The sequence below is a fragment of the Phytoamicus setariae genome (assembly GCF_016722925.1).
Classification (GTDB): Bacteria; Pseudomonadota; Alphaproteobacteria; order Rhizobiales; family Rhizobiaceae; genus Rhizobium_E; species Rhizobium_E setariae.
Window position 1 is genome coordinate 166,507 of the sequence record NZ_JAEQNC010000003.1, and the last position, 26,462, is coordinate 192,968.

The 26,462-nt window shown below is 59.3% G+C and carries 29 protein-coding genes and 1 pseudogene; 15 read left to right on the forward strand and 15 right to left on the reverse strand.

The annotated features are described in order from the left end of the window. Window positions 1–5 precede the first annotated feature (5 nt). The 4 genes from JJB09_RS06065 to dut all read right to left on the reverse strand — a co-directional run bounded on the left by JJB09_RS06065 (window position 6) and on the right by dut (window position 1,576). Window positions 6–173, reverse strand: a complete 168-nt coding sequence (locus tag JJB09_RS06065) for a hypothetical protein (protein ID WP_201654665.1) — start codon at window positions 171–173, stop codon at window positions 6–8. Window positions 174–183: 10 nt separating this feature from the next. Next, on the reverse strand, window positions 184–564 hold the full coding sequence (locus JJB09_RS06070) for a hypothetical protein (RefSeq protein ID WP_201654667.1): 381 nt from the start codon (window positions 562–564) through the stop codon (window positions 184–186). Between the two features lie 14 nt (window positions 565–578). Continuing rightward, window positions 579–890 (reverse strand): hypothetical protein, encoded by a 312-nt coding sequence (locus tag JJB09_RS06075; protein ID WP_201654670.1) that lies wholly within the window; start codon window positions 888–890, stop codon window positions 579–581. Between the two features lie 224 nt (window positions 891–1,114). Then, window positions 1,115–1,576, reverse strand: a complete 462-nt coding sequence (gene dut, locus JJB09_RS06080) for a dUTP diphosphatase (RefSeq protein WP_201654673.1) — start codon at window positions 1,574–1,576, stop codon at window positions 1,115–1,117. 103 nt (window positions 1,577–1,679) lie between these two features. Between dut and JJB09_RS06085 the strand changes: the two genes are divergently transcribed. The 3 genes from JJB09_RS06085 to JJB09_RS06095 all read left to right on the forward strand — a co-directional run bounded on the left by JJB09_RS06085 (window position 1,680) and on the right by JJB09_RS06095 (window position 5,216). After that, the gene (locus tag JJB09_RS06085) at window positions 1,680–3,263 is read left to right on the forward strand and encodes a peptide chain release factor 3 (protein WP_201654676.1); all 1,584 of its coding nucleotides are present in this window, start codon (window positions 1,680–1,682) and stop codon (window positions 3,261–3,263) included. 151 nt (window positions 3,264–3,414) lie between these two features. Next, window positions 3,415–4,197: a 3-hydroxybutyrate dehydrogenase gene (locus JJB09_RS06090; protein WP_201654679.1), complete on the forward strand. Its 783-nt coding sequence runs from the start codon at window positions 3,415–3,417 to the stop codon at window positions 4,195–4,197. A gap of 143 nt (window positions 4,198–4,340) precedes the next feature. Next, the gene (locus JJB09_RS06095; RefSeq protein ID WP_201654680.1) at window positions 4,341–5,216 is read left to right on the forward strand and encodes a dienelactone hydrolase family protein; all 876 of its coding nucleotides are present in this window, start codon (window positions 4,341–4,343) and stop codon (window positions 5,214–5,216) included. A gap of 39 nt (window positions 5,217–5,255) precedes the next feature. Here the strand turns inward: JJB09_RS06095 and JJB09_RS06100 are convergent, their stop codons facing one another. The 6 genes from JJB09_RS06100 to JJB09_RS06125 form a co-directional block, all read right to left on the reverse strand. Then, complete coding sequence (locus JJB09_RS06100; protein WP_201654682.1) at window positions 5,256–6,221, reverse strand: VOC family protein; 966 nt, start codon at window positions 6,219–6,221, stop codon at window positions 5,256–5,258. A gap of 101 nt (window positions 6,222–6,322) precedes the next feature. After that, window positions 6,323–6,562 (reverse strand): sulfurtransferase TusA family protein, encoded by a 240-nt coding sequence (locus JJB09_RS06105; RefSeq protein ID WP_343228988.1) that lies wholly within the window; start codon window positions 6,560–6,562, stop codon window positions 6,323–6,325. Then, window positions 6,562–8,025, reverse strand: a complete 1,464-nt coding sequence (locus JJB09_RS06110; protein ID WP_246748600.1) for a L,D-transpeptidase family protein — start codon at window positions 8,023–8,025, stop codon at window positions 6,562–6,564. Before JJB09_RS06110 ends, JJB09_RS06105 begins: the two co-directional genes overlap by 1 nt. Window positions 8,026–8,203: 178 nt before the next feature. Continuing rightward, a complete protein-coding gene (locus JJB09_RS06115) occupies window positions 8,204–9,151 on the reverse strand; it encodes an acetyl-CoA carboxylase carboxyltransferase subunit alpha (RefSeq protein ID WP_201654686.1) in 948 nt (315 codons plus the stop codon). Between the two features lie 51 nt (window positions 9,152–9,202). Then, window positions 9,203–10,144: a site-specific tyrosine recombinase XerD gene (locus JJB09_RS06120; protein WP_201654688.1), complete on the reverse strand. Its 942-nt coding sequence runs from the start codon at window positions 10,142–10,144 to the stop codon at window positions 9,203–9,205. A gap of 10 nt (window positions 10,145–10,154) precedes the next feature. After that, window positions 10,155–10,307 carry a hypothetical protein gene (locus JJB09_RS06125; protein WP_201654690.1) on the reverse strand — a complete coding sequence of 51 codons (153 nt, stop codon included), beginning with the start codon at window positions 10,305–10,307 and terminating at the stop codon, window positions 10,155–10,157. A gap of 178 nt (window positions 10,308–10,485) precedes the next feature. Here JJB09_RS06125 and JJB09_RS06130 point away from each other — a divergent pair, with 178 nt between their 5' ends. From JJB09_RS06130 to pgi, 4 genes and pseudogenes are all read left to right on the forward strand, one after another. Beyond that, window positions 10,486–11,070 (forward strand): shikimate kinase, encoded by a 585-nt coding sequence (locus JJB09_RS06130; RefSeq protein ID WP_201654692.1) that lies wholly within the window; start codon window positions 10,486–10,488, stop codon window positions 11,068–11,070. Then, on the forward strand, window positions 11,067–12,185 hold the full coding sequence (gene aroB / locus JJB09_RS06135) for a 3-dehydroquinate synthase (protein WP_201654694.1): 1,119 nt from the start codon (window positions 11,067–11,069) through the stop codon (window positions 12,183–12,185). The genes JJB09_RS06130 and aroB overlap by 4 nt, the downstream gene beginning before the upstream one ends. A 166-nt stretch (window positions 12,186–12,351) precedes the next feature. After that, a pseudogene (locus JJB09_RS06140) lies at window positions 12,352–13,020 on the forward strand (transporter associated domain-containing protein); the annotation flags it as partial. Between the two features lie 79 nt (window positions 13,021–13,099). Beyond that, on the forward strand, window positions 13,100–14,716 hold the full coding sequence (gene pgi / locus JJB09_RS06145; protein WP_201654705.1) for a glucose-6-phosphate isomerase: 1,617 nt from the start codon (window positions 13,100–13,102) through the stop codon (window positions 14,714–14,716). A 36-nt stretch (window positions 14,717–14,752) separates the two neighbouring features. On the opposite strand, the gene JJB09_RS06150 is transcribed toward pgi, so the two are convergent. Beyond that, complete coding sequence (locus JJB09_RS06150) at window positions 14,753–15,967, reverse strand: polyhydroxyalkanoate depolymerase (RefSeq protein WP_201654708.1); 1,215 nt, start codon at window positions 15,965–15,967, stop codon at window positions 14,753–14,755. Window positions 15,968–16,079: 112 nt separating this feature from the next. Here JJB09_RS06150 and JJB09_RS06155 point away from each other — a divergent pair, with 112 nt between their 5' ends. Beyond that, complete coding sequence (locus JJB09_RS06155) at window positions 16,080–16,736, forward strand: glutathione S-transferase (RefSeq protein WP_201654711.1); 657 nt, start codon at window positions 16,080–16,082, stop codon at window positions 16,734–16,736. Here JJB09_RS06155 and JJB09_RS06160 read toward each other — a convergent pair. Together JJB09_RS06160 and rirA are read right to left on the reverse strand one after the other, a co-directional pair. Then, window positions 16,733–17,659, reverse strand: a complete 927-nt coding sequence (locus JJB09_RS06160; protein WP_201654714.1) for a carbohydrate kinase family protein — start codon at window positions 17,657–17,659, stop codon at window positions 16,733–16,735. The two genes, JJB09_RS06155 and JJB09_RS06160, sit on opposite strands and share 4 nt — an antisense overlap. Window positions 17,660–17,790: 131 nt before the next feature. Then, window positions 17,791–18,249: an iron-responsive transcriptional regulator RirA gene (gene rirA, locus JJB09_RS06165; RefSeq protein WP_201654717.1), complete on the reverse strand. Its 459-nt coding sequence runs from the start codon at window positions 18,247–18,249 to the stop codon at window positions 17,791–17,793. 220 nt (window positions 18,250–18,469) lie between these two features. On the opposite strand from rirA, the gene JJB09_RS06170 reads away from it, so the two are divergent. Next, window positions 18,470–19,474, forward strand: a complete 1,005-nt coding sequence (locus tag JJB09_RS06170) for a Fe(3+) ABC transporter substrate-binding protein (protein ID WP_425523692.1) — start codon at window positions 18,470–18,472, stop codon at window positions 19,472–19,474. Between the two features lie 133 nt (window positions 19,475–19,607). On the opposite strand, the gene JJB09_RS06175 is transcribed toward JJB09_RS06170, so the two are convergent. Then, entirely contained in the window at window positions 19,608–21,104 is a 1,497-nt protein-coding gene (locus tag JJB09_RS06175) for a CoA-acylating methylmalonate-semialdehyde dehydrogenase (protein ID WP_201654723.1), read from the reverse strand. A 149-nt stretch (window positions 21,105–21,253) separates the two neighbouring features. On the opposite strand from JJB09_RS06175, the gene JJB09_RS06180 reads away from it, so the two are divergent. The 5 genes from JJB09_RS06180 to JJB09_RS06200 all read left to right on the forward strand — a co-directional run bounded on the left by JJB09_RS06180 (window position 21,254) and on the right by JJB09_RS06200 (window position 24,518). Beyond that, the gene (locus tag JJB09_RS06180; protein ID WP_201654726.1) at window positions 21,254–22,132 is read left to right on the forward strand and encodes a LysR family transcriptional regulator; all 879 of its coding nucleotides are present in this window, start codon (window positions 21,254–21,256) and stop codon (window positions 22,130–22,132) included. Window positions 22,133–22,215: 83 nt separating this feature from the next. Beyond that, the gene (locus tag JJB09_RS06185) at window positions 22,216–22,665 is read left to right on the forward strand and encodes a host attachment protein (RefSeq protein WP_201654729.1); all 450 of its coding nucleotides are present in this window, start codon (window positions 22,216–22,218) and stop codon (window positions 22,663–22,665) included. Window positions 22,666–22,798: 133 nt separating this feature from the next. Then, on the forward strand, window positions 22,799–23,347 hold the full coding sequence (locus JJB09_RS06190; RefSeq protein WP_201654732.1) for a glutathione peroxidase: 549 nt from the start codon (window positions 22,799–22,801) through the stop codon (window positions 23,345–23,347). 51 nt (window positions 23,348–23,398) lie between these two features. After that, complete coding sequence (locus tag JJB09_RS06195) at window positions 23,399–23,968, forward strand: helix-turn-helix domain-containing protein (RefSeq protein WP_201654735.1); 570 nt, start codon at window positions 23,399–23,401, stop codon at window positions 23,966–23,968. 4 nt (window positions 23,969–23,972) lie between these two features. Beyond that, entirely contained in the window at window positions 23,973–24,518 is a 546-nt protein-coding gene (locus JJB09_RS06200) for a GNAT family N-acetyltransferase (protein WP_201654738.1), read from the forward strand. Window positions 24,519–24,582: 64 nt separating this feature from the next. On the opposite strand, the gene JJB09_RS06205 is transcribed toward JJB09_RS06200, so the two are convergent. Continuing rightward, window positions 24,583–25,356 (reverse strand): ABC transporter substrate-binding protein, encoded by a 774-nt coding sequence (locus tag JJB09_RS06205; RefSeq protein WP_201654741.1) that lies wholly within the window; start codon window positions 25,354–25,356, stop codon window positions 24,583–24,585. Between the two features lie 133 nt (window positions 25,357–25,489). Between JJB09_RS06205 and JJB09_RS06210 the strand changes: the two genes are divergently transcribed. Then, window positions 25,490–26,425 carry a LysR family transcriptional regulator gene (locus tag JJB09_RS06210; RefSeq protein ID WP_201654744.1) on the forward strand — a complete coding sequence of 312 codons (936 nt, stop codon included), beginning with the start codon at window positions 25,490–25,492 and terminating at the stop codon, window positions 26,423–26,425. Window positions 26,426–26,462: the final 37 nt, after the last annotated feature.

Consider the following 26,462-nt stretch of genomic DNA (forward strand, 5'->3'; position numbering starts at 1 on the left):
CCCCCTCAGATCGTGTGACGTTCGGCGGCTGCCTCGATCTCGCCTTCGCGAGAGGAGGTCAGCAACTCGTTGTCATAAGTCGTGTCGATGCGGACGAGGTCATAGAGCATCAGAACGCCGAAGATGGCGGAGAGCGCCCAGGCCACATATTCCAAGATTGTCCAGGTATCCATTGCAGCCCCCCTATTTCTTCGAACCGAAGCGCTCTTCGATAACCTCGCGGTATTCCTTGTCGGAAAGCCGGACCACGAGCACGAAGTAGCCGATCACCAGCACCGCCATGACCGCGACAGCCATCCAGCTGAACGAATAGTCAAACCGTGCGGTGATGATATCGTTGGCGGCAGCGGGATCGGTGATGCCGAGTGCGGCCCATTGCTGCTGTTCGGTGACGTTCTGGCCGAGCGCTTCCCAGGTCGGGTTGGCGATCGGTTGCGGGATCTTGGCCGCACCTGCGAGGCCGAGATAAAGCGGCACGTAAAGCGCGCCGACGGTCAGCACCAGCAGTGTGACGACGTCGAAAATCTGCGCCGCAAGACTTTGTTTGGGCGGTTCATAAGCCATCGATTTCCCTCTCCTCAGCGCCGACGTTCACGCATCTCGTCGAGATGCTTGAGATCAAGGCCGTAAATGAAATGCTTGTCTTCGTGGTAGTGGCGCAGCATGGCGACAATCGCCGCCGTGTTGAAAACCAGGACCAAGGTGCAGGCTATAGACAGGATGACGCGGATGGCCGGAATGGAAATGTAAGGCCAGACGGTGAACAGTGCGAACAGCAGCGTGCACCACAAAACAAGTATGAAAAGAATAAGTCCCAATCGGTCACGAGAATGCATCTGGTCAATGCGCCCTTGCAGGTGCGCGCCGACCGCTTCGTCAGGCGTGGTCATTGTCGTTCCTCCCATTGTACCGTTTATCGGCATCTATGTTGCCTAGTAGGCAATTTATTTTCTCAACAGGAATAAGCAGGGATATTGAGTCTGTCAACAAGCTCTGCGTCCAAATGTCGCGCTGCACGCAGTCTTCGGACAGCTGAAATCGCTCGCCGGAATCGAGAGATTCCGGCGTTCAGGGCTTGCTATTTAATGAAGGGCCGAGCCTTTGCGCGCAGGCTTTACTGGAGGCCTGTCGAGCCGAAGCCGCCATCGCCGCGATCGGTCGCCGTCGCCAGTGACCGCTCCTCGACCTTGGCCTGCACCACAGGGGCAACAACCATCTGGGCGATGCGCATTCCGCGCTCGATGACGAACTTCTCGTCGCCGAGATTGACGAGCAGCACCTGCACCTCGCCGCGGTAATCGCTGTCGATGGTGCCGGGCGTATTGAGGCAGGTGATGCCGTTCTTGAAAGCCAGGCCAGATCGCGGGCGGATCTGCACCTCAAACCCGTGCGGGATCTCCATGATGAGGCCCGTCGGCACCAGTTTGCGGGCACCGGGCTTCAGCACCAGCCGTTCGCCATCGGCAATTGCCGCCCTGAGGTCCATGCCGGCGGCACCCGCCGTGGCGTATGAGGGAAGCTCCAGATCCGCGTTGTGCGGCAGGCGAACGAAACCAAGCGTAGGGACCATCGACATTTTTCCTCTGAGTGCCGCTTTCTTGCGCGCTGCGGGGTGCGGGTCAATTGCATTTACCCACCCGACTGGCTAGAAAGCGGCCACTCAACAGGATTTTTCACGGATGACCGACGAACTGGCCGAGGCGATTTCGCGCCGCCGCACCTTTGCAATTATCGCGCACCCGGACGCGGGCAAGACGACGCTGACCGAAAAGCTGCTGCTGTTCGGTGGCGCCATCCAGCTCGCCGGCGAAGTCAAGGCCAAGAAGGACCGCATCCAGACCCGTTCGGACTGGATGAAGATCGAGCGCGAGCGCGGCATCTCGGTGGTCACCTCGGTGATGACCTTCGAATATCAGGGCAACGTCTTCAACATCCTCGATACGCCAGGTCACGAAGACTTCGCCGACGACACCTATCGCACGCTGACTGCGGTGGATGCGGCCGTCATGGTCATCGACGCCGCAAAAGGCATCGAGCCGCGCACGCTGAAGCTTTTCGAAGTCTGCCGCCTACGCAACATTCCGATCATCACCTTCATCAACAAAATGGACCGCGAAAGCCGCGACCCATTCGAAATCCTGGACGAGGTGGAGGAAAAGCTGGCGCTGGACACAGCCCCCATCACCTGGCCGATCGGCCGATCGAAGACCTTCTGCGGCAGCTACCATCTGGCGGCCAACGAGGTACGTGGATCGGACACAGAAGAACACACCAAGAAGGTCAGTGGTCCGGAGGCCGTGGCCAGCCGACTTCCGCAGAACGAGCAGGAGGCTTTTATCGACGAGCTTCTTCTCGCGCGCGAGGCCTGCAAGCCCTACGACCAGGATATGTTCCTGGAGGGGCATCTGACCCCCGTCTTCTGGGGCTCGGCACTACGCAATTTCGGTGTCCGCGACCTGATCAACGCGCTCGGCGCCTTCGCTCCGCCGCCGCGTGACCAGGTGGCGGACGTCCGGACCGTTCATGCGACCGAAAACAAGATGACCGCCTTCGTCTTCAAGATCCAGGCCAACATGGACCCCAACCACCGCGACCGCATTGCCTTTGCCCGTATCTGCTCGGGCAGGCTCGAGCGCGGCATGAAGGCGCGGCTCGCCCGCACTGGCAAGCAGATCGGCCTCACCGCGCCGCAATTCTTCTTTGCCTCGCAGCGACAGCTCGCTGACACCGCCTATGCCGGCGATGTCGTGGGCATTCCCAACCACGGCACGCTGCGCATCGGCGACACGCTCACCGAAGGCGAACAACTGGTCTTCCAAGGCGTGCCCAACTTCGCGCCGGAAATCCTGCGCCGCGTGCGTCTTGAAGACGCCATGAAGGCCAAGAAGCTGCGGGAAGCACTGCAACAGATGGCCGAGGAAGGCGTCGTGCAGCTGTTTCTGCCGGAAGACGGCTCACCTGCCATCGTCGGCGTGGTCGGCGCGCTGCAGCTGGACGTGCTCAAGGAACGACTGTCAGCCGAATACACCCTGCCGGTCAGTTTCGAAATGTCGCGCTTCTCGGTCTGCCGATGGGTTTCGGCCGACAACCCGCTGGACCTCGACAAATTCATCACTGCACGGCGCGGCGATATCGCCCGCGACCTCGACGGCGATCCGGTGTTCCTTGCCCAGGACTCGTTTTCGCTGCGCTACGAGGCCGAACGTTACCCGGCGATCAAGATGGTGGCCATCAAGGAGTATCAGGTGTTCAAGGCGGCGTGAAAGCACACGCCTCCGCCTGAACTGGGTCACGATCCCGACGCTGGTGCCAGACCGGTCACATTTTCGCCTGTTCAGGCGGGAAAAACCGTGCCATCCCTCATGGCGGCGTTGACGCCATCGACCACTGAAATACGCGGAGCCAGGGCGCATCATGAAACTCAAGGATAAGGTCTGTATCGTCACGGGCGCCGCTGGCGGCATAGGCTTTGGCATTGCCAAGCGCTACGTCCAGGAGGGCGCCAGGGTCGCCATCGCGGATCTCAAGGCCGACGCTGCAAACGCTGCCGCTTCTGAATTGACGTCAATGGGTCCCGGCATGGCAATCGGCATTGCCATGGACGTCACCAGCGAGACCGAGGTGAACAGGGGTATCGCCGATATTGCGGCGAAATGGGGCCGGGTCGATGTGCTGGTCTCCAATGCCGGGGTACAGATCGTCCACAAGATCGAGGATTTTCCGTTCGAGGACTGGAAGAAGATGCTGGCGATACATCTCGACGGCGCGTTCCTGACCACCAAGGCCTGCATTCCGCTGATGAAGAAACAAGGCGGCGGGGCGATCATCTATATGGGCTCGGTCCACTCCAAGGAGGCATCACCGCTAAAATCTGCCTACGTGACCGCCAAGCACGGGCTTCTGGGTCTCGCCCGCACCGTGGCCAAGGAAGGCGGCACATATGGTGTGCGCACCAATGTCATCTGCCCCGGCTTCGTGCGCACGCCGCTGGTCGAAAAACAGATCCCCGAACAGGCAAGGACACTTGGGATCTCTGAAGAAGAGGTCGTCAAGAAGGTCATGCTTGGCCAAACAGTGGACGGAGAATTCACCACCATCGAAGATGTGGCCGAAACTGCCCTGTTCTTCGCTTCCTTCGAAAGCAACGCGCTCACCGGCCAATCGGTTATCGTCAGTCACGGTTGGCACATCGAATAAGACAAGAAGCAACAACGCGCCTGCCGGCCAGAAGTTCCATCACTTTTTTTTGAACGTCGAGGTCATATTTTCCAGATCGATCTCATGGTTTTCTTGCGGCCACACGGGGATGAACCCTGATCGGAACCAAAGGGAGAACGGTTATGGACCAGCCGAGCATCACGCAGGCGATGATCGATGCCTATGACGAGTATACCCATCTGACGCTCGACCGCCGTGCCTTCATGAGCAAACTGCAGATGCTGGCGGGTTCCGGCGCCGCTGCGGCTGCGATTGCCCCTTTGCTTGCCGCCAATAACGCCAGGGCTGCTATCGTCCCAGCGGATGATAGCAGGCTGGAAACAGGCGACGTCACTTATCGCGGCGCCCCCGGCGACATAAAGGCTTATATGGTAATGCCGAAGGAGGCGGCCGGAAAGCTGCCTGCGGTGATCGTCATCCATGAAAATCGCGGCCTCAACGACCATATCCGGGACGTGACGCGACGGGTGGCGCTCGAAGGATATGTAGCCTTGGCGCCCGACTTGCTGTCGCCATCCGGCGGCACGCCCAAGGACGAGGACAAGGCGCGACAGGCCATATCCGAACTGAGCGACGACATCACCCGCACAAATCTCCTTGCCGCACACGAATTTCTCAAGACATACCCCAAGTCCAATGGAAAAGTCGGCGCGGTAGGCTTCTGCTGGGGCGGCGGCTGGGTGAACAAATTGGCGGTGGCGGATCCCGACCTCAGGGCTGGCGTCGCCTATTATGGAATGCAGGTTCCGGCAGCGGATGTGCCGAAAATCAAGGCTTCGCTCGTGCTGCACTATGCCGGGCTCGACGAGCGGATCAACAAGGGCATCGCCGCCTATAAAGCCGCACTCGAGGCCAACAAGAAAGATTTCGAGGTCTTCATCTACGAGGGCGTGAACCACGCCTTCAACAACGACACATCGGCCGCACGCTACGACAAGAAAGCGGCCGACCTCGCGTGGAAGCGGACCATCGACTTCTTCAAGCATGCGCTCTCGTAGGCACGGCACCGGCTGACGCCATTCCGCCGCCAGAAACCTTCAGACGGGCACGAAGCGAACCTTCGTGCCCCACGGATCCAGCGCCTCGACGACGTCGCCCAGTTCACGGAAATCAGCGCCGCTGGCTTTCAGCCGGCCGCGCAAGCCATCCATCAGCGGCAAAGCAGTCGAAAACGAAACGCTCTCCAGCCCCGCCATGGTTTCTTTGCGTTTGCCCGCACCCCGGCTCTGCCAGATGTTGGCGCCGATGTGATGATGATAATGACCGTTGGCTAGGAAGGTGGCGCTGTTGGAGAGCCGCTGCGTGCGCTCCAACCCCGCAGTGCCGATATAGAATGCCTCGGCCTTGTCGACGTCACCGACCCGCAGATGCATATGGCCGATGCGGAAGCCGGATGGCGCGACATAGGGCAGGCTGTCCTCCATCGGAAGCCCCTCAACGAGATTGTCCAGATCCAGCTGTTCGGTGCCCATGGTGACCAGGTTGTCGGTCCATTTCCAGCCGAGCGGCGAGCGGTCGGCATAAACCTCGATGCCGTTGCCTTCGGGGTCATCGAGATAAAGCGCCTCGGAGACGAAATGATCCGCGAACCCGGTAAACGGGATCTTGTTCCGGACGGCAAAGATCAGCCACTGGCCCAGGTCCTTGCGTGTCGGCATGAGGAACGCTGTATGGAAAAGGCCTGCCGAACGCTTGTCGTCCGGTTCATCGGTCGATTTGGCAAGCAGGGTCAGCAACGTGGCTCCGTCCTTGCCCAGCACTGTCTCCAAATGGCTCTGGGACAGAATGTCGAGGCCCATATAGCGGTTGTAGAAATCCGTCATGGTGGCGAGATCACGAACGCGCAGCATGGCCGAGTGGATGTGAATGGGCGTCGTGACTGCGAAAGACGGCGATGCGGCAGCTTCAGCAGAGGACGTGAAAGGGCCTGTCGCCATGAGCAGCGTTCCTGTGGTGATAAAGTGCAGCGCCGCGCGGCGGCTGATGTCATTCGCAAAGATCATGGGCGTTCCGTCAGGTGATGTCCATGGCGCGATAGCAAAAATACGGGCTGCGGAAAATCCGGAGCGGGATCACGATCCGGTGAGTTGAGGTGACGCTTTGTTCAGCGCTTGCGGATCACGAAACGATGCCCGACATCGGTTTTTTCCTGCAAAACGAGCGCATGGCCGTCCTCGCTGCAGAAATGCGGAATATCGATCGATGCCATTGGATCGGTGGTTTCGACTTCGATGACGCTGCCGGAGACAAGTCCCGCGAGTTTCTGGCGCGACTTCAAGACCGGCAGCGGGCATTTCAGCCCACGCAGGTCCAGCTTTATAACGCTGTCGGCCAATGTGGCCACTACCATACCTTCCAGAATGGCTTGGTGTCGACCTTGCCCTGGTCGACCGGACGCACCGGTTCAGCCGATGTCACGGTCTGCGTTTCCGGCTTGCCTGTCTCGACGCCAACGGTACCGGCGGTCGGAACCTTTTTCTCCGTCGTATCCGGCTGGCCTTCGGTCGCCATCGCCTGAGCCGGTTGCGCTGCCGGCTCATCACGCTTCCATAGGTGCCAGAAGGGCTTGGTATCGACTTCGCCCTGATCCACGACTTTCACGTCGTTCGTGGCGATCGCCGGCTTCAGCGGGTTGGTCTCAGGGACGGGAATGTTGGCTTTCGCCAGTTGCTTGGCGAGCTTTTCGGCTTCCAGGCGCTTTTCTTCTTCGATCTTCTTGCGCGCCTCGACCTCGGCCACCGAGAGATATTCGACCGGCCTGTAGGTGCCGTTCTTGATCGCCTCGACCTTGGCATAGGCGGCCGAATAGCTGGTTACCGTGTCCGACGTCGGCGTGATCTTGGCGTTGGGATCAACCAGCACATAGTCCGCGTCGTTGGGAACCTTTTTCTGCTTGCCCATACGCCGTGCGAGACGTTCGGCAGCCTTGCGCTCGAATTCCGGCGTATCTTTCCACGAGTCCGATCCAAATTTCGTGGAAGCGGTGGCAAACGCCATCTCATACGATTTGGAATAGGATGCGTAAGCGGAGGCAAGCGCAGGCGGGGTTCTGTTCGAGCAAGCGCCACCGACCTGGTTGAATGCGTATTGCTTGTTGCAAACGTCGACTTCCGGCGGCCTGTGGGTAATCTCGAAGTAATCGTAGCCGGTCTTGATGTTCTTCCAGAATTCGTAGTGTTCCGAAGAACGGTGCTTGGCCATGTTCTCGGCCGTCATGCGGAACGGATAGGCCTGCACCTGGAAGTTCTTCTGGCCACCGCGGAAAGCCTCGCGGGCGAAAGCATAGATCTGCAGCACGGCGGCATCCGACATCGAGTAGCAGCCGGCCGACGAGCAGGCGCCATGCACCATGAGATTGCTGCCGGTACGTCCGTAGGCCCGGTCGTATTTGTTGGGATAGCCGATGTCGAACGACAGATAGTAGCTCGAATTCGGATTCATCTGGTGCTGGTTGATGGTGTAGAAGCCCTCGGGCGCCTGACGGTCGCCCTCTTTCTTCTTCGGCCCAAGCATTCCGGACCAGGCACAGATCGGATAGGTCGCCACGAGCTGGTAGCGATCGGAGGCATTCGCCTTCCAGATCTCCAGCACTTCCTCTTCCTTGAAGATGCGCATCATGATCGGCGAGGACATCGCCAGATTCATCTTGCGAAGCTTGTCACGCATCTTGGCGGGAAGCGGATGCTCAATACGATTGGAGACACTCTCGATCTGCAGCGTTTCCTGCGTGCAACCCGCAAGAACACCGAGCGCCAGAGCGAAGGCAAATCCAGTATAAGCGACACGCATGCCAGACAATTCCGCCATCCATAAAATCCGCCAATATATGTGGCGAAGAATCACTTCATCAGGCTTATAAGCCAAAAACAGTTACCGGAATATTCACATCCGGTTAACGCAATCACTTGATATGCACTCAAATACCTTACCCGGCGTCCATTGCCAAATGCAATGAACCGGCTGGGTCGCCGAAATTCTTGCCGTATTACAGATTTCTGCCCATTTCCAGAAACTTCTTGCGCCGGTCGCCCCTCAGGTCGTTTCGCTGCGAAAGATCTGCCAGCGCGCTTGCAATCACGTCTCCTGTGGCCGCAATCACCTTTTGAGGGTCGCGGTGAGCGCCCCCGACGGGCTCGGAGATAATTCCGTCGATAACACCCAGAGACTTGAGGTCTTCGGCGGTGATCTTCATGTTGGAGGCCGCTTCCTTGGCGCGAGTCGAATCGCGCCACAGGATGGAGGCAGCGCCCTCAGGCGAAATGACCGAATAGATCGCATGCTCCAGCATGTAGACACGGTTGCCGGTCGCAATCGCGATTGCGCCACCCGAGCCACCTTCACCGATGATAACGGAAACCACCGGAACGCGCATATTCAGGCACATTTCCGTCGAACGGGCGATGGCTTCAGCCTGTCCGCGCTCTTCAGCGCCGACGCCGGGATAAGCACCCGCGGTATCGACCAGCGTCACAACCGGCATGTTGAAGCGATCGGCGAGCTCCATGATGCGGATAGCCTTGCGATAACCTTCAGGACGCGCCGAGCCGAAATTGTGGCGGATGCGGGATTTGGTGTCGCTGCCCTTTTCCTGACCGATCAGCGCGACCGCCTGGCCGCGAAACCGCGCGAAGCCTGCCTGAATCGCATCGTCATTGGCGAATTTCCGATCGCCTGCAAGCTCGGTGAAATCTGTGAAAAGACTGGTCTGGTAGTCGATGAAATGCGGACGCTGCGGGTGGCGGGCGACCTGCGTCTTCTGCCAGGGTGTCAGCTTTGCATAGATGTCGACCATCGCATCGCGGGCCCGCGATTCGAGGCGCGCAATCTCCTCGGAAGTATCAACGCTTTGGTCCTCGGCTGCGAGATTTTTCAATTCCAGGATCTTGGCTTCAAGATCGGAGATGGGTTTTTCGAAATCGAGGTAATTGTGCATATTGATCCGTTCCGGCTGTTCAGTTTCTTTCGTCGCCGATCGTTTGGGCTCCTATTCCCTGTTTTTTGTGGCTTTTGCAAGAGGGTGATGTGTTTGGACCAGATCTCTGAGCTTTTCATCCAGCACATGTGTGTAGATTTGGGTCGTCGAAATATCGGAATGTCCCAGCAATTCCTGCACTGCGCGCAGGTCTGCACCATTGGCGAGCAGGTGGCTTGCGAAGGCGTGACGGATCACGTGTGGAGACAGTGAAGCTGCCCGGATGCCCGCGCGCGCGCCCAGCGATTTGAGATCGCGCGCGAAAATCTGCCGGGGCAGATAGCCGGTCGCGCTGTTGGCCGGGAAGAGAAAGGCAAATTCCTTGTCTCCGTGAATTTTTCGTAACTCTTCGCCATAGGCTGCGACGGCCTCGATTGCGGCGCGCGTCAACGGCACGAGCCTTTCCTTGGCTCCTTTGCCCCTGATGATCAGAAAACGGCCGTTTTCACCCAAAACCCGTGCGGGAAGGGAAACCAGTTCACTGACCCGCATGCCCGTCGCATAACAAAGCTCCAGCAACGCGAGCATGCGCAGCTTGTCGAGCCTGTTGTCGCCTGGCACCCGGGCTTCCTCGGCCGCCAGTGTGATCAGCCTGGAAGTTTCCGCCTCGGACAGGGTTTTGGGCAAGGTCCGCGATTTCTTCGGCGCATCGAGGATGCCAGAAGGATCATCTGTACGGATGTTGTCCGCATAGAGAAACTTGTAGAATTGCCGGATGGCCGATAGCCGCCGCGCCTGCGACGACGCTTTGTAACCCTCTTTCGCCATATGGCCGAGAAACGCCTGCAAGTCGGCCGAGGATGCCGCGGTCATCGAAACCTGCCGTGTCATCAGGAACGAACGGAGTTCCTCGAGGTCCTTTTCGTAGGAGACAAGCGTGTTCTTCGCCGCGCCGCGTTCGGCGCTCATCATTTCCAGAAAGGCCTCGGCGTGGGCGGCGGACAGATCCCTCATCGGTGCTCCATCATTGTGCTGGGGGGTTGGTGCGCTCGGAGGGAATTTCGATGACGGCGGGGCGCTCGCGCGGCTCAACAAGATAGGCAAGCGAAAACAACACCGCATAGACGAGGCCCGCCAGCAATCCGCACCAATAAAGAAACTTGAAAAGTGTGGGCATCTGTCCGTTCTGGGGTCGGTCCGGTTCACTGGACCACATCATTCCTGATTCTTGACGGTCCGGCAAATCCACATCCGCAAGCCCGCCAAACGCTCGCTCGACTTGACGCCAACGGTTCTTTTACCCATAGGAACGTTGGAACAGCAGCACGCCGCCAGTCGGCCCGGGAAAGGGATTCATGGAGGAGATCAGCCAAGTGTCCGGCTCCGCCGCGGAGTTGGCCCGTAAGGCGCTCGGCAAGCGCAATCTCGTGCTGGTGGGCTTGATGGGTGCGGGCAAGTCCGCAATCGGCAAGCTTGTCGCCCAGGCACTGGGAATCCCATTCATCGATTCAGATCATGAGATAGAGCGGGTTTCGAGGATGACCATCCCGGAACTGTTTCAGGCCTATGGCGAGCCGGAATTCCGCAAACTCGAACAACGGGTGATCCGGCGGCTTCTGAGAACCGGTCCGCGCGTGCTGTCGACAGGCGGCGGCGCCTTCATCAACGAAGATACGCGTGCAGCCATTAGGGACAACGGCCTGTCGCTGTGGCTCGACGCCGATCTCGATGTGCTCTGGGAACGGGTTCTCAAGCGCGACAACCGACCGCTGCTGAAGACGGAAAACCCGAAGAAGACGCTCGAGGACCTGATGATCGCACGCTACCCGATCTATGCGACTGCGCATCTCAGGGTAAAATCGCGCGACGTCAAGAAGGATGAAATGGTCGGCGAAGTCATCGCTGCCTTGGCCGCAACGCTGGAACAATCAGACCCATGACCGCAGAAAACCAGAAGACAGTTCACGTCGATCTCGGCGATCGCTCCTACGATATCCTGATTGGACCGGGACTTATCGCCAAGGCGGGGCGTGAAATCGTATCGCGGCTCAAGGGGCGCAAGGTTGCCGTCATCACCGACGAGCACGTCGCGCCCCATTATTTGCAGCCCCTGGCACAAAGTCTGGAAGAGCAAGGCATCGCCATCCATCCGCTGACGCTGCCCGCAGGCGAAAAAACCAAGAGTTTCGGCCATCTCATCAGCGTGACGGACCATATCCTTGCATCCAAGATCGAGCGCAACGATGCGGTCATCGCGCTGGGCGGCGGTGTGATCGGCGACCTGACCGGATTTGCTGCCGGCATCGCACGGCGCGGAACGCGTTTCATCCAGATCCCGACTTCTCTGCTGGCGCAGGTAGATTCGTCGGTTGGCGGCAAGACCGGCATCAACTCGCCGCATGGCAAGAACCTGATTGGCGTCTTCCACCAGCCTGATCTCGTTCTGGCCGATACCGATGTCCTCAACACGCTTTCGGAGCGCGAATTCCGCGCGGGTTATGCCGAAGTTGCCAAATACGGACTGATCGACAAGCCGGATTTCTTCGAATGGCTCGAACGGAACTGGCGGGACGTGTTTTCCGGCGGTCCCTCGCGCATCGAGGCGATTGCCATCTCCTGTCAGGCCAAGGCCGACGTCGTCGCCAAGGACGAGCGGGAAAACGGCCTGCGGGCGTTGCTCAATCTTGGCCATACATTCGGCCATGCGCTTGAGGCCGCGACGCAATACGATTCCAGCCGCCTCGTACATGGCGAAGGCGTTGCGATCGGCATGGCGCTGGCCCACCAGTTTTCTGCCAGGATGAATCTCGCCAGCCCGGATCTTGCGCGGCGCGTCGAAAAACATCTCATCGATGTCGGCCTGCCAATTTCCATGGGCCAGATACCGGGCGAGCTTCCTCCCGCCGAGGTGCTGATGGAAGCCATCACCCAGGACAAGAAAGTCAAGGGCGGCAAGCTCACCTTCATCCTGACGCGCGGACTCGGCCAATCCTTCGTCGCAGATGATGTCCCCGCGTCCGAAGTGCTGAGCTTCCTCCGCGACAAACGCGGCTAGCGAGGGCCAGATGGGCGGGCGGGCGTTTTGCGGGTGGCTCGTGAGCCTCTTCACCAGGAACAGCGAAAAGGCTGCGCCCGAAGGCAATGGCAACGAGCGCATGTCTTCCGCTCCCCGGGACGGCTCTGCGCGCGGCAATCGCGAACGCCCGGCCGGATGGGCCGAACTCGATGAGCGCGAAATCGCCGACATCCTGATCCACCGCACCCAGATGCGGGGCATCAATGCGGAAGACCCACCGGAAGTGTCCGTGCGCACGATTCTCGGCAGCCCGTTCACCAGGATGCCGGTGTGGAAGGACTCCATCGACAACATCATCGGCGTGCTGCATGCCAAGGACATGTTGCGGGCGCTCGCCGAACCCGGCGCGACACCGGAAAAGCTCGATATCGTCAAGATCGCCGAGAAGCCCTGGTTCGTGCCGGATACGACGAGCCTACGCGAACAGCTCAATGCCTTCCTGAAACGCAACACGCCATTTGCCGTCGTCGTCGATGAGTATGGCGAGGTTCAGGGCATTGTCACGATCCAGGACATTCTCGAGGACGTGCTTGGCGACATTGCCGACGAGCGGGATGTCGGAGTGACCGGCGTGCGCAAGGAGGCGGACGGCTCGATCGTCGTCGACGGCGATGTCACTGTTCGCGACCTCAACCGCGCGCTCGGCTGGTCGTTGCCCGACAGCGAGGCCACGACGATTGCGGGCCTTGTGATCCATGAATCGCGATCCATTCCCGAAGAACGGCAGGCCTTCACCTTCCATGGCAAGCGATTTACCGTCATGAAACGGATCAAGAACCGCATTACACGTTTGCGCATCCGCCCTGTGGCGTAGAATGACAACGGGCACTGTCGCCCTTGCTTCAATCGATTGAAATCGTTAGTTTGCCGCAACTGTTTCAGAGGATTTATCCATGCAAGACCTCGTCGCCAAGCTGAAAGAAGCCGCTCTATCCACCAGCGCCGTGCAAATCCGCGAGGCCTTTGCCGCCGATCCTGCGCGATTCGAGAGATACCATGCCTGGTTCGCAGACCTGCTGATGGACTACTCGAAGACGGCGGTGAACGACACGGTGCTCGGGCTGCTCAGCGAGCTCGCCGACAAGGCCGGCGTCGCGATCAAACGCGAAGCGATGTTCAAGGGCGAGCTCATCAATTTCACCGAAAACCGCGCGGTGCTGCACACCGCTCTGCGCAACCGGTCCAACAGCTCCGTGCTGGTCGACGGCAAGGATGTCATGCCTGAGGTCAACGCCGTGCTCAAGGCGATGGGCGAGTTCGCCGAGGGGGTACGCTCCGGCCGGATCACCGGCGCCACTGGCAAGAGGATCACCGACGTCGTCAATATCGGCATCGGCGGCTCCGATCTCGGCCCCGTCATGACGACGCTGGCGCTGGCGCCCTATCATGACGGCCCGCGCCTGCACTATGTCTCCAACATCGACGCCGCCCACATCGCCGATACGATCAGGCTGCTCGATCCGGAAACCTCTCTGTTCATCATTGCCTCGAAGACGTTCACCACGATCGAGACGATGACCAATGCGGCAACCGCGCGCGCATTCATCGCCAAGGCGCTCGGCGAAGGCGCGGTGCAACACCATTTTGCCGCCGTCTCCACCGCGCTCGACAAGGTCGCGGCCTTCGGCATCGACTCGACACGCGTCTTCGGCTTCTGGGACTGGGTCGGCGGGCGCTACTCCATCTGGTCGGCAATCGGCCTGCCATTGATGATCGCCATCGGCTCGGAGGATTTCGGCAAATTCCTCGATGGCGCACATGCGATGGACAACCATTTCCGCTCCGCGCCGCTTAACAAGAACATTCCGATACTGCTCGGCCTGATCGGCTACTACCAGCGCAATGTGCTGGGTTGCACCTCGCGGGCAGTGATCCCCTATGACCAGCGTCTCAGCCGTTTTCCGGCCTATCTGCAGCAGCTCGACATGGAATCGAATGGCAAGGGCGTGACCATGGACGGCTCGCCCGTTGCAGGCGCTTCCGGTCCAGTCGTCTGGGGCGAACCGGGAACCAACGGCCAGCACGCCTTCTTCCAGCTGCTGCATCAGGGCACGGACATCATCCCCGTCGAGTTCGTGATCGCCAAGCAGGGTTTCGAACCCGAACTGCGATACCAGCACGAGCTGCTGATGGCCAACTGTGTGGCGCAATCGCAGGCCCTGCTCAAGGGCCGTACCCTGGATGAAGCCAAGGCACAGCTGACCGCACAGGGCTGGGCCAGCGCCAAGGCGGACAAGATTGCCCCGCATCGCGTTTTCACCGGCAACAGGCCATCGATCACCTTCGTCCATGACATGCTGACGCCGTTTGCCCTCGGCCGATTGATTGCACTTTATGAGCACCGCGTGTTCGTCGAAGGCGTGCTCTATGGCATCAATTCCTTCGACCAATGGGGCGTCGAGCTCGGCAAGGAACTGGCGACGGGCCTGCTGCCAGTGGTTCAAGGCACGAAGGGCACCGAGGGTTTGGACAGCTCGACGGCGGGATTGGTGGCAGCGCTGAGGGGGTAATCAATCCGCTGGCGAGGGTGATCGACAGCGATCGCCCTATTCCATCGATAGAATATGGTTCCTGACCACTGGGTAGATCTCGTTCTCCCAGCGTTTGCCGTTAAAGACGCCGTAGTGGCCGACATTGGCCTGCAGGTGATGGCGCTTGAGATGCGGCCGAAGCGACGCACAGAGATCGTGCGCCGCCGCCGTCTGGCCAAGCGCGCATATGTCGTCGCGACCGCCCTCGACGGTCAGCAGTGCCGTGCGACGGATGCGGCTCGGATCGATCTTGACACCGCGATAGCTAAAATCGCCGGTCGCCAACTCGGCTTTCTGGAAAATCCTGTCGATCGTTTCGATGTAGAATTCTTCGGTAAGATCCAGGACGGCGAAATACTCGTCGTAGAATGTCTTGATCTTTTCGGCTGCGGCGACATCGCCGGCAGCGAGGTGATCGTAAAGTTTCTGATGGGCTGAGCGGTGACGGTCCATGTTCATCGCCATGAAGGCGACCAGCTGCAGGAAACCCGGATAGACCTTGCGACCGCCACCCTTGTAGCGCCATGGAACTGTGGAGATCAACGATTTCTCGAACCAGGCAAGCGATTTGGAGACCGCAAATTCGTTGACTTCGGTCGGGCTCTGGCGCGGATCGATCGGTCCGGCCATCAATGTCATCGTACGCGGCGTGGCAGGGTGGTTTTCGGCGGACATCACCGCAACCGCGGCAAGTCCTTGAACGCAAGGCTGGCAAACCGCCAGGATGTGTGCGCCGGGACCGATCTCCTCTAAAAAGCGAATGATATAGGCGATGTAGTCCTCGACACCGAACGAGCCCGCCTCAACCGGCACGTCGCGGGCATTGGCCCAGTCGGTGATATAGACGTCATGATCGGAAAGTAGCGTCTGGACGGTGCCGCGCAAGAGGGTCGGGAAATGGCCGGAAAGCGGTGCGATCACCAGCACGCGCGGCTGGGCGACATCGACATCCTTGGTAAAATGCAGCAGGTCGCCAAATGGCAGGCTAAGTTCGACTTTCTCGGTGACCGCGACCTCGGCACTGCCGGACATTACACGTTCAATGCCGAAATCGGGACGCGTGTGCGTCAACTCGAAACGTGATATCATTTCAAGCGCGGCAAGGTACGGCCGCTCCAACGATCCTCCGACCTCGCATAGGCCCGACGAGAACATGCCGCGCCAACTGCGCGCGAGGCTACGGAAGGGCGCGATGAGGTCGTCCTGGAACTGATAAGCCTGATAGAGCATATGCAAAACCTCGCTGCATTTCTCATTGTGCAATGCACAAAACTAGTGCAATTTTGCCAACGAGGCCAGAAAATAGTGTGATTTAAGCTTAAAGAATCGGGTGGAGCGAGCGATGGCGCAGACAACATTGACAATTTCCTCAAAGAACTACTCGTCATGGTCGCTGCGCGGCTGGTTGCTGTGCAAAATGGCCGGGCTGGAGTTCATCGAACGACCCGTCGATATCGATGACGCCAATGCCCGCCGCGAGCTTCTGTTGCTGTCGCCTTCCGTCCTGGTGCCGCGCCTCACCCACGGGAAAGTCACGGTCTGGGACACGCTGGCGATAGCGGAATATCTCAACGAGATCGCCCCGAGGGCGGGCCTTCTGCCGGAGGATATCGCCGCGAGGGCGCATTGCCGGGCAGTGTCCGGCGAGATGCATTCGGGATTTTACAATCTCCGTTCGGCACTGCCGATGAACATCAAGGCACAGCACGAGAGCTTCAAGGTGTTTTCGGGCGCCAAGCCCGACATCGAACGTATCAGGGCGATCTGGAGCGAGTGCCTCGATGCTTATGGCGGGCCCTATCTATTCGGCAAGGCGCCGACGGTCGCCGACGCCATGTACGCCCCCGTCTGCTCGCGCTTCAGGACCTATGCGGTGGAGCTTGAGCCGGAGCTCGCCGCCTATCGCGATCTCATTCTGGATTGGCCACTCGTGCAGGAATGGACGCGCGGGGCGCTCGTCGAAGCCGATGAAATCATCGAGCTCGAGGTGGAATTCTAGAGTCCGACTTCCCGTGCCCAAGGCGGATTGGCACCCGCCCGCGACACCGTGACCGCCGCCACCTTGGCAGCCAGCGACAAGGCGTTGCGCACCGCCACTTCATCAAGCCCGGCCACGGCGGATTTGGTCAGCAGACCATCCCGCTTGAGCGATGCGAGAACGCCCGCGTCAAATGTATCGCCAGCGCCAATCGTGTCGACAACGGTCACCCGCTCGCTGGGAACCTCCACCTTGCGGGCCTTGGTGTAACCCACTGCGCCATCAGCGCCCTTGGTGATGACAACCAGTTTCGGTCCGATGTCGAGCCACTTGGCCGCCAGCGCATCATGATCGCCGCTCATGCCGAACCATTCCAGATCCTCGTCGGAGAACTTGATGATATCGGCCTGCTTTGCCATCCGCATGATGCGCGCATGATGGGCGGACTTATCCTTGATGAAACCGGGACGGATATTCGGATCGAGCGAGATGACCCGGCCTTTGTGTTCGCGCGCCATCAGTGCCTCGTAGGTGGCACCACAGGGATCGGGGATCAGGCTGATCGCGCCGAAATGCAACGCTTCGCAATCCGGTCCAAGTGCAGGCAGATCGGCTGCCGTGATCATCCGCCCAGCTGTGCCCTCGTCATAGAAGGCATAGGTGGCCGAGCCATTGACCAGCTTGACGAAGGCGACGGTGGTCGGGCGGGAGGAAATGGCACATGGGCTGTAATCGACATTGGAGGACGCAAGGGTTTCACGCAGCACATCGCCGAGCATGTCGTCTGAAAGACCGGTGAAGAATGCGGTATCGATACCGAGTCTGCCAAGCGCAATGGCGGTGTTGAAGATCGCGCCGCCGGCATAGGGCGCATAGGCGCTTTCGCCGAGCGTGGATTGACGTGGCAGCATGTCAATCAATGCTTCGCCGCAGCACAGGATCATTTCCGCCTCCCAGTCAGTTTCAATCGATTTAATACACCATCACGCAAAAAGCCAGCGGTCCGGAAAACTTTTCGGATCACTGGCTCTCATGCCATGCAAGCGATTTTGGAATATTGCCGCGACAGAAAAAATCAGGCAGCGGCAGGCTGTGTGGGAACTTCCAGCCCGAGCAGAAAATGGATCTGCGGGCGGGCCTTGACCAGATCGTCGATCGTGTATTCGCTCAGCACATCAAAGAAGGCGTTCAGCGCTCGACGCAATGCGGAATTCAGGCCGCAGCTGTCGATCAACGGGCAATCGACAGCACCTTCGTCGAAACATTCGGCCATGGAGAAGCTTTCCTCGCTGACACGCACGACATCCAGCAGGGTGATCTTGTCGGCCGGACGGCCGAGCTTCACACCGCCATTGCGGCCGCGCAGCGTTTCCACGAGACCGGCCTTATGCAGCGGCTGCAGAATCTTGAACAGAAAAAGCTCCGAGACGTTGTAGGCCTTGGCAATTTCCGGGATGCGGCTGAGTTTTCCGTCATTGGCGGCGCAATACATCATGATGCGCACTGCGTAGTTCGTTTGCTTTGTCAGCCGCATGCCTTGCTCCTTGGCGCTTCATCTGCCTGTTGCCCTATATAGAACGAGATGCAGTTTGGAACAATTCCAAAATATTGAAAATCACATTCATGTTATGCACAACGACCGATCTTGACAGCAAGAAGCTGAAAATCATAGGAAATTAAAGTCGACAAAAATATTCCAGTTCAGGGAAGGACACACGATGAAAGCGACGAAGATCCCCTATGCGCTCGGCTTGATGGCCACGATTGCGCTCCCGGCCCTTCCAGCCCTCGCGGACGGCGAGGTGAATGTCTATTCCTACCGGCAGCCGGAACTCATTCAGCCGCTTCTCGATGAGTTCACCAAGGAAACCGGCATAGCGACCAATGTGCTGTTCCTCGACAAGGGACTCGTGGAGCGCATACAGGCGGAAGGAGAGAACTCTCCCGCCGATGTCATCCTGACCGTGGACATTGGCCGGTTGACCGAAGCCAAGGAAGGCGGCGTTACCCAGTCGCTGGTCGATGAGACCATCAACAAGGATATTCCGGCCAAGTATCGCGATCCAGAGGGCAACTGGTTCGGACTGACGACGCGCGGCCGCGTCATCTACGCATCCAATGACCGGGTCAAGGAAACCGATCTGACCTACGAGGATCTCGCCGACCCGAAATGGAAGGGCAAGATCTGCACCCGCGATGGCCAGCATTCCTACAATATCGGCCTGTTTGCCTCGATGGTCGCCCATCACGGCGAAGAGTATACCGAAAAGTGGCTGACCGCCGTGAAGAACAACCTGGCTCGCAAGCCCAATGGCAGCGACCGCAGCCAGGCCAAGTCGATCAAGGCCGGCGAATGCGATCTGGCGCTCGGCAACACCTACTATGTCGGCCTGATGATCACCAACGACAAGGAGCCCGAGCAGAAGGAATGGGCAAAATCGCTGCATGTGATTTTCCCGAACGCCAAGGATCGCGGCACCAGCGTCAACATTTCCGGCATGGCACTGGCCAAATACGCGCCGAACAAGGACAACGCGGTCAAGTTGATGGAATTCCTGACCACGCCGAAGGCGCAGGAAATCTATGCAGACCAGGTGTTCGAATATCCGGTACTACCGGGCGCCCAGCCGTCTGAGGTGGTCAAGTCCTTCGGCGAAATCCACGCCGATGCACTGCCAATCAGCGATCTTGCCAAGTTCCGCAAGAAGGCCTCCGAACTGGTCGACAAGGTCGGCTTCAACGACGGCCCGGCCGAGTAAAGCACACCTGATCGATTTATCGACGCCCCGCGCCATCCTTGGCGCGGGGCGTTTTCTTTCGGGATGCATCCAGCGTCCCCAAATAAAAACGGGCCCTTTCGAGGCCCGTTTCAAGATTTGGATTGCGTGATGCTTACTTCATCGTCGGGATGACGAATTCGGCGCCGTCCTTGATGCCGGACGGCCAGCGTGACGTAACCGTCTTGGTGCGTGTCCAGAACTTGATCGAGTCGGTGCCGTGCTGGTTGAGGTCGCCGAAAGACGAGGACTTCCAGCCGCCGAAGGAGTGGTAGGCCAGCGGCACGGGGATCGGCACGTTGACGCCGACCATGCCGATGTTGACGCGCGATGCAAAATCGCGGGCCGCATCGCCGTCGCGGGTGTAGATCGCGACACCATTGCCGTATTCGTGCTTCATCGGCAGCGACAGGGCTTCCTCGTAGTTCTTGGCGCGGACGACCGACAGGACTGGTCCGAAGATTTCGGTCTTGTAGATGTCCATGTCCGGCGTGACGTGATCGAACAGGCAGCCGCCGACGAAATAGCCGTTCTCGTAACCCTGCAGCTTGAAATCGCGGCCGTCGACGACCAGCTTGGCGCCCTCTTCAACACCGTGGTTGATCAGGCCCATGATGCGCGCCTGGGCTTCCTTGGTGACGACGGGGCCGAGATCGGCCTTCTCATCGGTGTAGGGGCCGATGCGCAGCGATTCCACCATCGGCGTCAGCTTTGCAATCAGCTTGTTGGCGGTTTCCTCTCCGACCGGAACGGCAACCGAGATCGCCATGCAGCGCTCGCCGGCAGAACCGTAGCCGGCGCCGATCAGGGCGTTTGCGGCCTGATCGAGATCGGCATCCGGCATGATGATCATGTGGTTCTTGGCGCCGCCGAAGCACTGGGCGCGCTTGCCGTTCATAGCAGCGGTGCCATAGACGTAGCGGGCGATCGGGGTCGAGCCGACGAAGGAAACTGCGGAAATATCCGGATGGGTCAGGATCGCATCGACCGCGCCCTTATCACCGTTGACGACGTTGAGAATGCCAGCCGGCAGACCGGCCTCGATCATCAGTTCGGCGAGACGGATCGGCAGGGACGGATCGCGCTCGGAAGGCTTGAGGATGAAGGCATTGCCGCAGGCGATGGCCGGCGCAAACATCCACATCGGGATCATGCCCGGGAAGTTGAACGGCGTGATGCCGGCGCCGATGCCGACAGCCTGGCGGATCGAATACATGTCGATGTTGGGGCCCGCGCCTTCCGTGAACTCGCTCTTGGCGAGATGGGGAATGCCGATGACGAATTCGCAGACTTCGAGGCCGCGAATGACATCGCCCTTGGCGTCTTCGATCGTCTTGCCATGCTCCTTGGAGAGCATTTCGGCGAGCTCGTCCATGTTTTCGTTCAGGAGGGCGACGAACTTCATGAATACGCGGGCGCGGCGCTGCGGGTTGGTCGCGGCCCAGGCCGGCTGCACAGTCTTGGCGTTCTGTACGGCGGCATCGAGCTCGGCATCGCTCGCGAGGGCTACTTCAGCCTGCACTTCGCCGGTCGCCGGATTGTAGACATTGGCCTTGCGACCCGATGTGCCGGCAACATGCTTGCCGCCAATGAAATGACCGATCTGACGCATGGATGTTCCTCCTGATGCTTTTGTGATAGCGCGAATTATGCGCTTTAATTTGCACAAAGCAATGAACTGAGATAAGCATCCGTTGTGCATAAATTGAAGTCAAAAGATTGCATCGTGGCGATTCCCCTCAGACACGGAGGCCGCAGCCCATGAACTGGGACGACGTCCGAATCTTCCTCGCAGTCGCCCGCACCGGGCAAATTCTTGCCGCGTCCAAACGACTGGGCGTCAACCACGCCACCCTGTCGCGGCGACTGACGGCGCTTGAGGAAGCGCTGAAAACCCGGCTTTTCATACGTCGCACCAACGGTTGCGAACTGACGGCCGAGGGCGAGGTGTTTCTTGCCTCGGCCGAGCGGATGGAAACCGAAATGCTTGCGGCACAGGCCAATCTCGGCCGGACCGATACGGCGATTGCCGGCACGGTCAGGATCGGCGCGCCTGATGGCTTCGGGGTTTCCTTTCTGGCGCCGCGGATCGGACGGCTGATCGAGCGGCACCCCGAACTGAAAATACAGCTGGTGCCGGTGCCGCGGTCCTTTTCGCTCTCCCAGCGCGAGGCAGATATTGCCGTGACCCTCGAACGCCCCGAACAGGGCCGGCTGGTCTCAGCAAAACTCACTGATTATACGCTCGGTCTTTATGCCTCGCGCGGCTATGTCGAGGCACATGGACTTCCAGAGAATGCCGACGCGCTGAAGCCGCATCGCCGTATCGGTTATGTCGAAGACCTGATTTTCTCGCAGTCACTGAATTTCACCGGCGAGATCATGCGCAACTGGAATGCGGGCTTCGAAATTTCCTCTGCGATCGGCCAAACGGAGGCCGTGCGGTCGGGCGCAGGCATCTGCATCCTGCACAATTACGTGGCGCGCCAATTTTCCGATCTGGTTCGAATCATGCCCGATATCGCCATACAACGCACTTACTGGACGATCTTTCATGAAAGTGCTCGAGAATTGGCTCGCGTGCGTATCGTCGCAGATTTCCTGCATGAAATCGTCCGCGAGGCGCGTGGCATCTGGTAGTGCAAGTCTGCTTGACATCGGCCAAATCCCGGTCGCACTATCGGTTTGCAAAATCCCTGGAACAAGCCGATGGGAGCAAGAGCATGAAACCGGTATCAAGCTGGATCATCGTTGCTGACGGAAGCCGCGCGCGCATTCTTCGCGATGTCGCCCTCAGCCGTCCGAATGGAAAAATCCCCGAGGAAATGGATTTCGTATCCCCGCAGCAGCCATTGCGGAAAATCATGTCCGACAAGGCTGGCCGCGCCTTCGAGTCGAGCGGCACGCGGGGTTCTGCCATGGAGCCTCACTCCGACCCGATCGAACGCGCTGAATATGCGTTTGCGGAAAGCCTGGCAGAAACGCTTGAAGCGCACCTTCGCGACAAGGCGTTTTCCAAGCTGGCTGTCATTGCCGCACCGAAAATGCTGAGTCATCTGCGCAACAGCTTTTCCGATAGCGTAAAGAAAACCGTCTTCGCCGAAGTTGCAAAAGATCTGACCAAGCTCCCGTCGAAGGAGCTGCAGGAAGCGGTGAGAACCCTGCTGGCATAGGGCCGCGATCGAGGTTGATGATCGCCACGGCACTCCATAAAATGGCCAGCTTCCAGCCAACGAATTGCGGGCCGGCCTCGACGTCAGCCGGTTGGCGAACCTATATCGGGAGGGTCACAATTCCGGAGACCCCATGACACAGCCTGACATCCATTCCATTCCCCTCGCCCGTATCGACGGCACAGCAGCATCGCTTGCCAACTACGCTGGCAAAGTGCTGCTGATTGTCAACACCGCCTCCAAATGCGGACTGACCAAGCAGTATGAAGGTCTCGAAGCGCTCTATCGCGACAAAAAGGACGAGGGCCTCGAAGTGCTCGGCTTCCCCGCCAATAATTTCAAGGAGCAGGAACCGGGCAGCGACGAAGAAATCGCCGCCTTCTGCTCGCTGACCTATGACGTCACTTTTCCGATGTTCGGCAAAGTGAGCGTGAAAGGCGCGGATGCCCACCCTCTCTATACCGCACTGACATCGGCAAAGCCCGACACGATCGGCACCGACGCCTTCCGCCAGCGGCTCGTGGATGCCGGCATTGCTGCCAGCGAGCCGCCGGATGTGCTCTGGAACTTTGAGAAGTTCCTGATCTCGCGCGACGGCAAGGTCATCGGCCGATATTCGCCGAGCATGACCGTGGACGATCCTGTCATCGCCGCCGACATTGAAAAAGCGCTGGCGGGCTGACACAGCGCTCTGGCGCTTGACTTTTCCCGTATTTGAAACATATTCCCATTTATGGAAAATGTCTCAAATGATTCCGATATCGATCACCAGATAGCGCAGCGTCTTAAAGCGCTGCGCAACGAGCAAGGCTGGTCACTCGACGAACTCGCAAAGCGCAGCCAGGTCAGCCGCGCCACTCTCTCACGCCTCGAAAACACGGAGGTCAGCGCCACAGCTTCGGTGCTGGGTCGGCTTTGCGCCGCCTATGGCATACCGATGTCGCGCCTGATGCGGATGGTCGAGGAACAGTTCGAGCCGGTGATCCGTCACGATGCACAACCCCTATGGGTGGATGCAGAAACAGGCTTTCGCCGTCGCTCAATCTCGCCGCCATCCCAGACCCTGGCCGGCGAAGTGCTTGAGTGCGAATTGCCGGCCGGAACCCGCCTTGCCTATGACCAGCCCTCGCGAAAGGGAATGGAGCATCATCTGCTGATGATCGCCGGCACGCTCGACTTCACCATCGACGGTCGCGAACTTCGACTCGGTCCGGGTGATTGCCTCCGCTATCAGCTGTTCGGTGCCACCACCTTCGAGGCTGGACCCGATGCATCCGCCCGCTACTTCCTCTTCATGGTGTAATGACATGGCCAACACGCAATCCTTGACGATCGAACGCTTCCCCGCTCGGGACATAGAAACTCACCTGACTGAGCTGGCTGGGCTGCTGCAGGCCTGTGTGGAAGATGGCGCCAGCGTCAATTTCGTCCTGCCCTACACACTGGAGGAGGCAAAAGCGTTCTGGCGCAGCAAGGTGCTGCCTCGCCTGCCGGACGGCGGCCTCGTCGTTCTCGTCGCTCGTTCTGAGGGCCGAATTGCCGGTTCGGTGCAACTCGATCACGACACCCCTCCCAACCAGCCCCATCGCGCCGACATCAAGAAACTACTTGTTCACCCCGATTTTCAACGTCGCGGCATCGGCCGGAAACTGATGGGGGAGATCGAACGTGTCGCGGTTGAAATGGGTCGAACGCTTCTGACCCTAGACACAAGGACTGGCGACAAAGGCGAACCGCTCTACAAATCCTGCGGGTTTGAAGTCGCTGGCATTATCCCCGGCTATAGCCGGGATGCCCGCTCCGATCACTACGATCCGGCGACCTTCATGTACAAGGCGCTGCGGGCAGGCTGAACGCGCATCACGCCAACAGAGAACGGCGGCCGGATTGCACCGGCCGCAGTCGCGCTTTTCCGCCTCAGTTCATCGCATAGATATCGATGGGGAAGTACTTGGCGTTGATCGTCTGGTAGGTGCCGTTGGCGCGGATCGCGTCGATGGCCGCATTCAGCTTCGCCAGCAACTCCTTGTCCTCAAGCCGCACGGCAATGCCGGCGCCCTGGCCGATAAATTTCGGATCGGCAATCGGCTTGCCGATCAGTTCGCAGCATTTGCCATCGTCGGCGTTCAACCAGGCCATCATCGGCAGCATATCGCCGACTTCGAGATCGAGCCGGCCATTGACCATATCGATATTGACCTCGTCCTGGGTGGGATAGAGCTTGATGGTGGCATCCGGATACATTGCGGTGGCATATTCCGCCTGCGTGGTGCCGGCCTGCGCGCCGATCGTCTTGCCCTTCAGGGCTTCGTTGGTGAACTCGGTGATGTTGGCGCCCTTGGGCGCGATATGGGTCATCGGCGCCTTGTAGTAGGACTTGGTGAAGGCGACCTTCTCCGCACGCTCGGGGGTAATGAACATCGAGGCGATCATGAAGTCGAACTTCTTGGCCTGCAAGGCCGGAATGATCCCGTCCCAATCCTGCGTAACGACAGTGCATTCAACCTTCATTTCGGCGCACAGCGCCATGCCGATGTCGACATCGAAGCCGCCAACCTTGCCGGCGGCGTCAACGAAGTTGAACGGCGGGTAGGCACCTTCGGTGCCGATCACCAGTTTGTCTGCGGCCTGTGCCGAGATGGCGGTTGCGGCGGCGAGTGCCGCAGCGAGCAAGAGCTTCTTCATCATCATTCCCCTGTTGCTGGCATCTTCCTGACGCCTTGGACAACAGTCTAGGCACGCTTTGAGGCATAAGCGAAATAGATAGTTGCAATAGTCGATATCAATGTGAATTATCTGGCTAGGGATCGATGGGGTTCTGGATATGACCGGCCACAGGCTCGAACGCTTCGCACACAACCTCGACTGGAATCTGCTGCGCACCTTCGTGGTCGTGGTGGAGGAAGGCTCGATCACTGCCGCCGCCAACAGGCTGCTGCTGCAGCAGCCGGCCGTTTCGATGGCACTGAAGCGCCTGGAGCAAACCACGGGCCATCGATTGATTGACCGGCGACCCGGACGCTTCGAAGTCACGGAAGCTGGCGAAAGGCTGCACAGGCAGGCGCGCGAGATTTTTGCAGCGGTTGTCAGGCTGCCGGATGCGCTGGAAAGCGCCGGCGCGGATATGTCAGGCCATGTCAGCATCCATGCGGTCAGCCACGTTCACCATCCTGGCTGGGACGCGCGCGTCGGCACCTTCTTCGAAGCTTATCCGAAAGTTACGATGAGCGTGACGATCGAAACCACGGCCGATGTCATCAGCTCGGTGGAGCGTGGGCTTGCCAGCATCGGGCTTTGCGACGGCATCATTCCGCCCGCCTTAACCAAAACGCTCTACAAAAGGGAGCGCTATGCGCTCTACTGCGGCAAGGGGCACCGGCTGTTCGGAAAGAGCGGCACGGCGCTCAACGAACTGCGGGGCGACTACTATGTCGCCTTCACAGCCGACGTGCTCGGCGGGCAGCATATGAACGCCGTGACCGCCGTGCGGGCGGTCGGATCCTTCGGGCAGGAGGTCCGTGCCGTGTCCTCGCATGTCGAGGAGGTCATGCGACTGATATCGGCCAATGTCGGCGTCGGAATGCTGCCGACCCATCTCGCCGAACCGCTGGTCGCGGAGGGCAGACTGTGGCAGTTGCCGCCCTACGAGACCTTGCCGGAAACCGATGTCTTCATCATCACCAACCCGGCGGCCATGCTCAATCCCGCAGAGCGAGCCTTCCTGGCCCACATGGATGGACTGGAACCATTTTTTCAATGACGACACATCAACAGATTTTATGTTGATCTTTGGCAGT

Coding starts and splice junctions, on each gene's coding strand:
- JJB09_RS06180 (WP_201654726.1), top strand. CDS start 21,254: ATGAACTGGGACGACGTCCGAATCTTCCTCGCAGTCGCCCGCACCGGG.
- JJB09_RS06200 (WP_201654738.1), top strand. CDS start 23,973: ATGGCCAACACGCAATCCTTGACGATCGAACGCTTCCCCGCTCGGGAC.
- JJB09_RS06205 (WP_201654741.1), bottom strand. CDS start 25,356: ATGATGATGAAGAAGCTCTTGCTCGCTGCGGCACTCGCCGCCGCAACC.
- JJB09_RS06075 (WP_201654670.1), bottom strand. CDS start 890: ATGACCACGCCTGACGAAGCGGTCGGCGCGCACCTGCAAGGGCGCATT.
- JJB09_RS06150 (WP_201654708.1), bottom strand. CDS start 15,967: ATGCTCTATCAGGCTTATCAGTTCCAGGACGACCTCATCGCGCCCTTC.
- aroB (WP_201654694.1), top strand. CDS start 11,067: ATGACCGCAGAAAACCAGAAGACAGTTCACGTCGATCTCGGCGATCGC.
- JJB09_RS06095 (WP_201654680.1), top strand. CDS start 4,341: ATGGACCAGCCGAGCATCACGCAGGCGATGATCGATGCCTATGACGAG.
- JJB09_RS06185 (WP_201654729.1), top strand. CDS start 22,216: ATGAAACCGGTATCAAGCTGGATCATCGTTGCTGACGGAAGCCGCGCG.
- JJB09_RS06115 (WP_201654686.1), bottom strand. CDS start 9,151: ATGCACAATTACCTCGATTTCGAAAAACCCATCTCCGATCTTGAAGCC.
- JJB09_RS06160 (WP_201654714.1), bottom strand. CDS start 17,659: ATGATCCTGTGCTGCGGCGAAGCATTGATTGACATGCTGCCACGTCAA.
- rirA (WP_201654717.1), bottom strand. CDS start 18,249: ATGCGGCTGACAAAGCAAACGAACTACGCAGTGCGCATCATGATGTAT.
- JJB09_RS06090 (WP_201654679.1), top strand. CDS start 3,415: ATGAAACTCAAGGATAAGGTCTGTATCGTCACGGGCGCCGCTGGCGGC.
- JJB09_RS06210 (WP_201654744.1), top strand. CDS start 25,490: ATGACCGGCCACAGGCTCGAACGCTTCGCACACAACCTCGACTGGAAT.
- JJB09_RS06130 (WP_201654692.1), top strand. CDS start 10,486: ATGGAGGAGATCAGCCAAGTGTCCGGCTCCGCCGCGGAGTTGGCCCGT.
- JJB09_RS06110 (WP_246748600.1), bottom strand. CDS start 8,025: ATGGCGGAATTGTCTGGCATGCGTGTCGCTTATACTGGATTTGCCTTC.
- JJB09_RS06175 (WP_201654723.1), bottom strand. CDS start 21,104: ATGCGTCAGATCGGTCATTTCATTGGCGGCAAGCATGTTGCCGGCACA.
- JJB09_RS06195 (WP_201654735.1), top strand. CDS start 23,399: ATGGAAAATGTCTCAAATGATTCCGATATCGATCACCAGATAGCGCAG.
- JJB09_RS06070 (WP_201654667.1), bottom strand. CDS start 564: ATGGCTTATGAACCGCCCAAACAAAGTCTTGCGGCGCAGATTTTCGAC.
- JJB09_RS06120 (WP_201654688.1), bottom strand. CDS start 10,144: ATGAGGGATCTGTCCGCCGCCCACGCCGAGGCCTTTCTGGAAATGATG.
- JJB09_RS06065 (WP_201654665.1), bottom strand. CDS start 173: ATGGATACCTGGACAATCTTGGAATATGTGGCCTGGGCGCTCTCCGCC.
- dut (WP_201654673.1), bottom strand. CDS start 1,576: ATGTCGATGGTCCCTACGCTTGGTTTCGTTCGCCTGCCGCACAACGCG.
- JJB09_RS06170 (WP_425523692.1), top strand. CDS start 18,470: ATGGCCACGATTGCGCTCCCGGCCCTTCCAGCCCTCGCGGACGGCGAG.
- JJB09_RS06125 (WP_201654690.1), bottom strand. CDS start 10,307: ATGCCCACACTTTTCAAGTTTCTTTATTGGTGCGGATTGCTGGCGGGC.
- pgi (WP_201654705.1), top strand. CDS start 13,100: ATGCAAGACCTCGTCGCCAAGCTGAAAGAAGCCGCTCTATCCACCAGC.
- JJB09_RS06190 (WP_201654732.1), top strand. CDS start 22,799: ATGACACAGCCTGACATCCATTCCATTCCCCTCGCCCGTATCGACGGC.
- JJB09_RS06085 (WP_201654676.1), top strand. CDS start 1,680: ATGACCGACGAACTGGCCGAGGCGATTTCGCGCCGCCGCACCTTTGCA.
- JJB09_RS06100 (WP_201654682.1), bottom strand. CDS start 6,221: ATGATCTTTGCGAATGACATCAGCCGCCGCGCGGCGCTGCACTTTATC.
- JJB09_RS06155 (WP_201654711.1), top strand. CDS start 16,080: ATGGCGCAGACAACATTGACAATTTCCTCAAAGAACTACTCGTCATGG.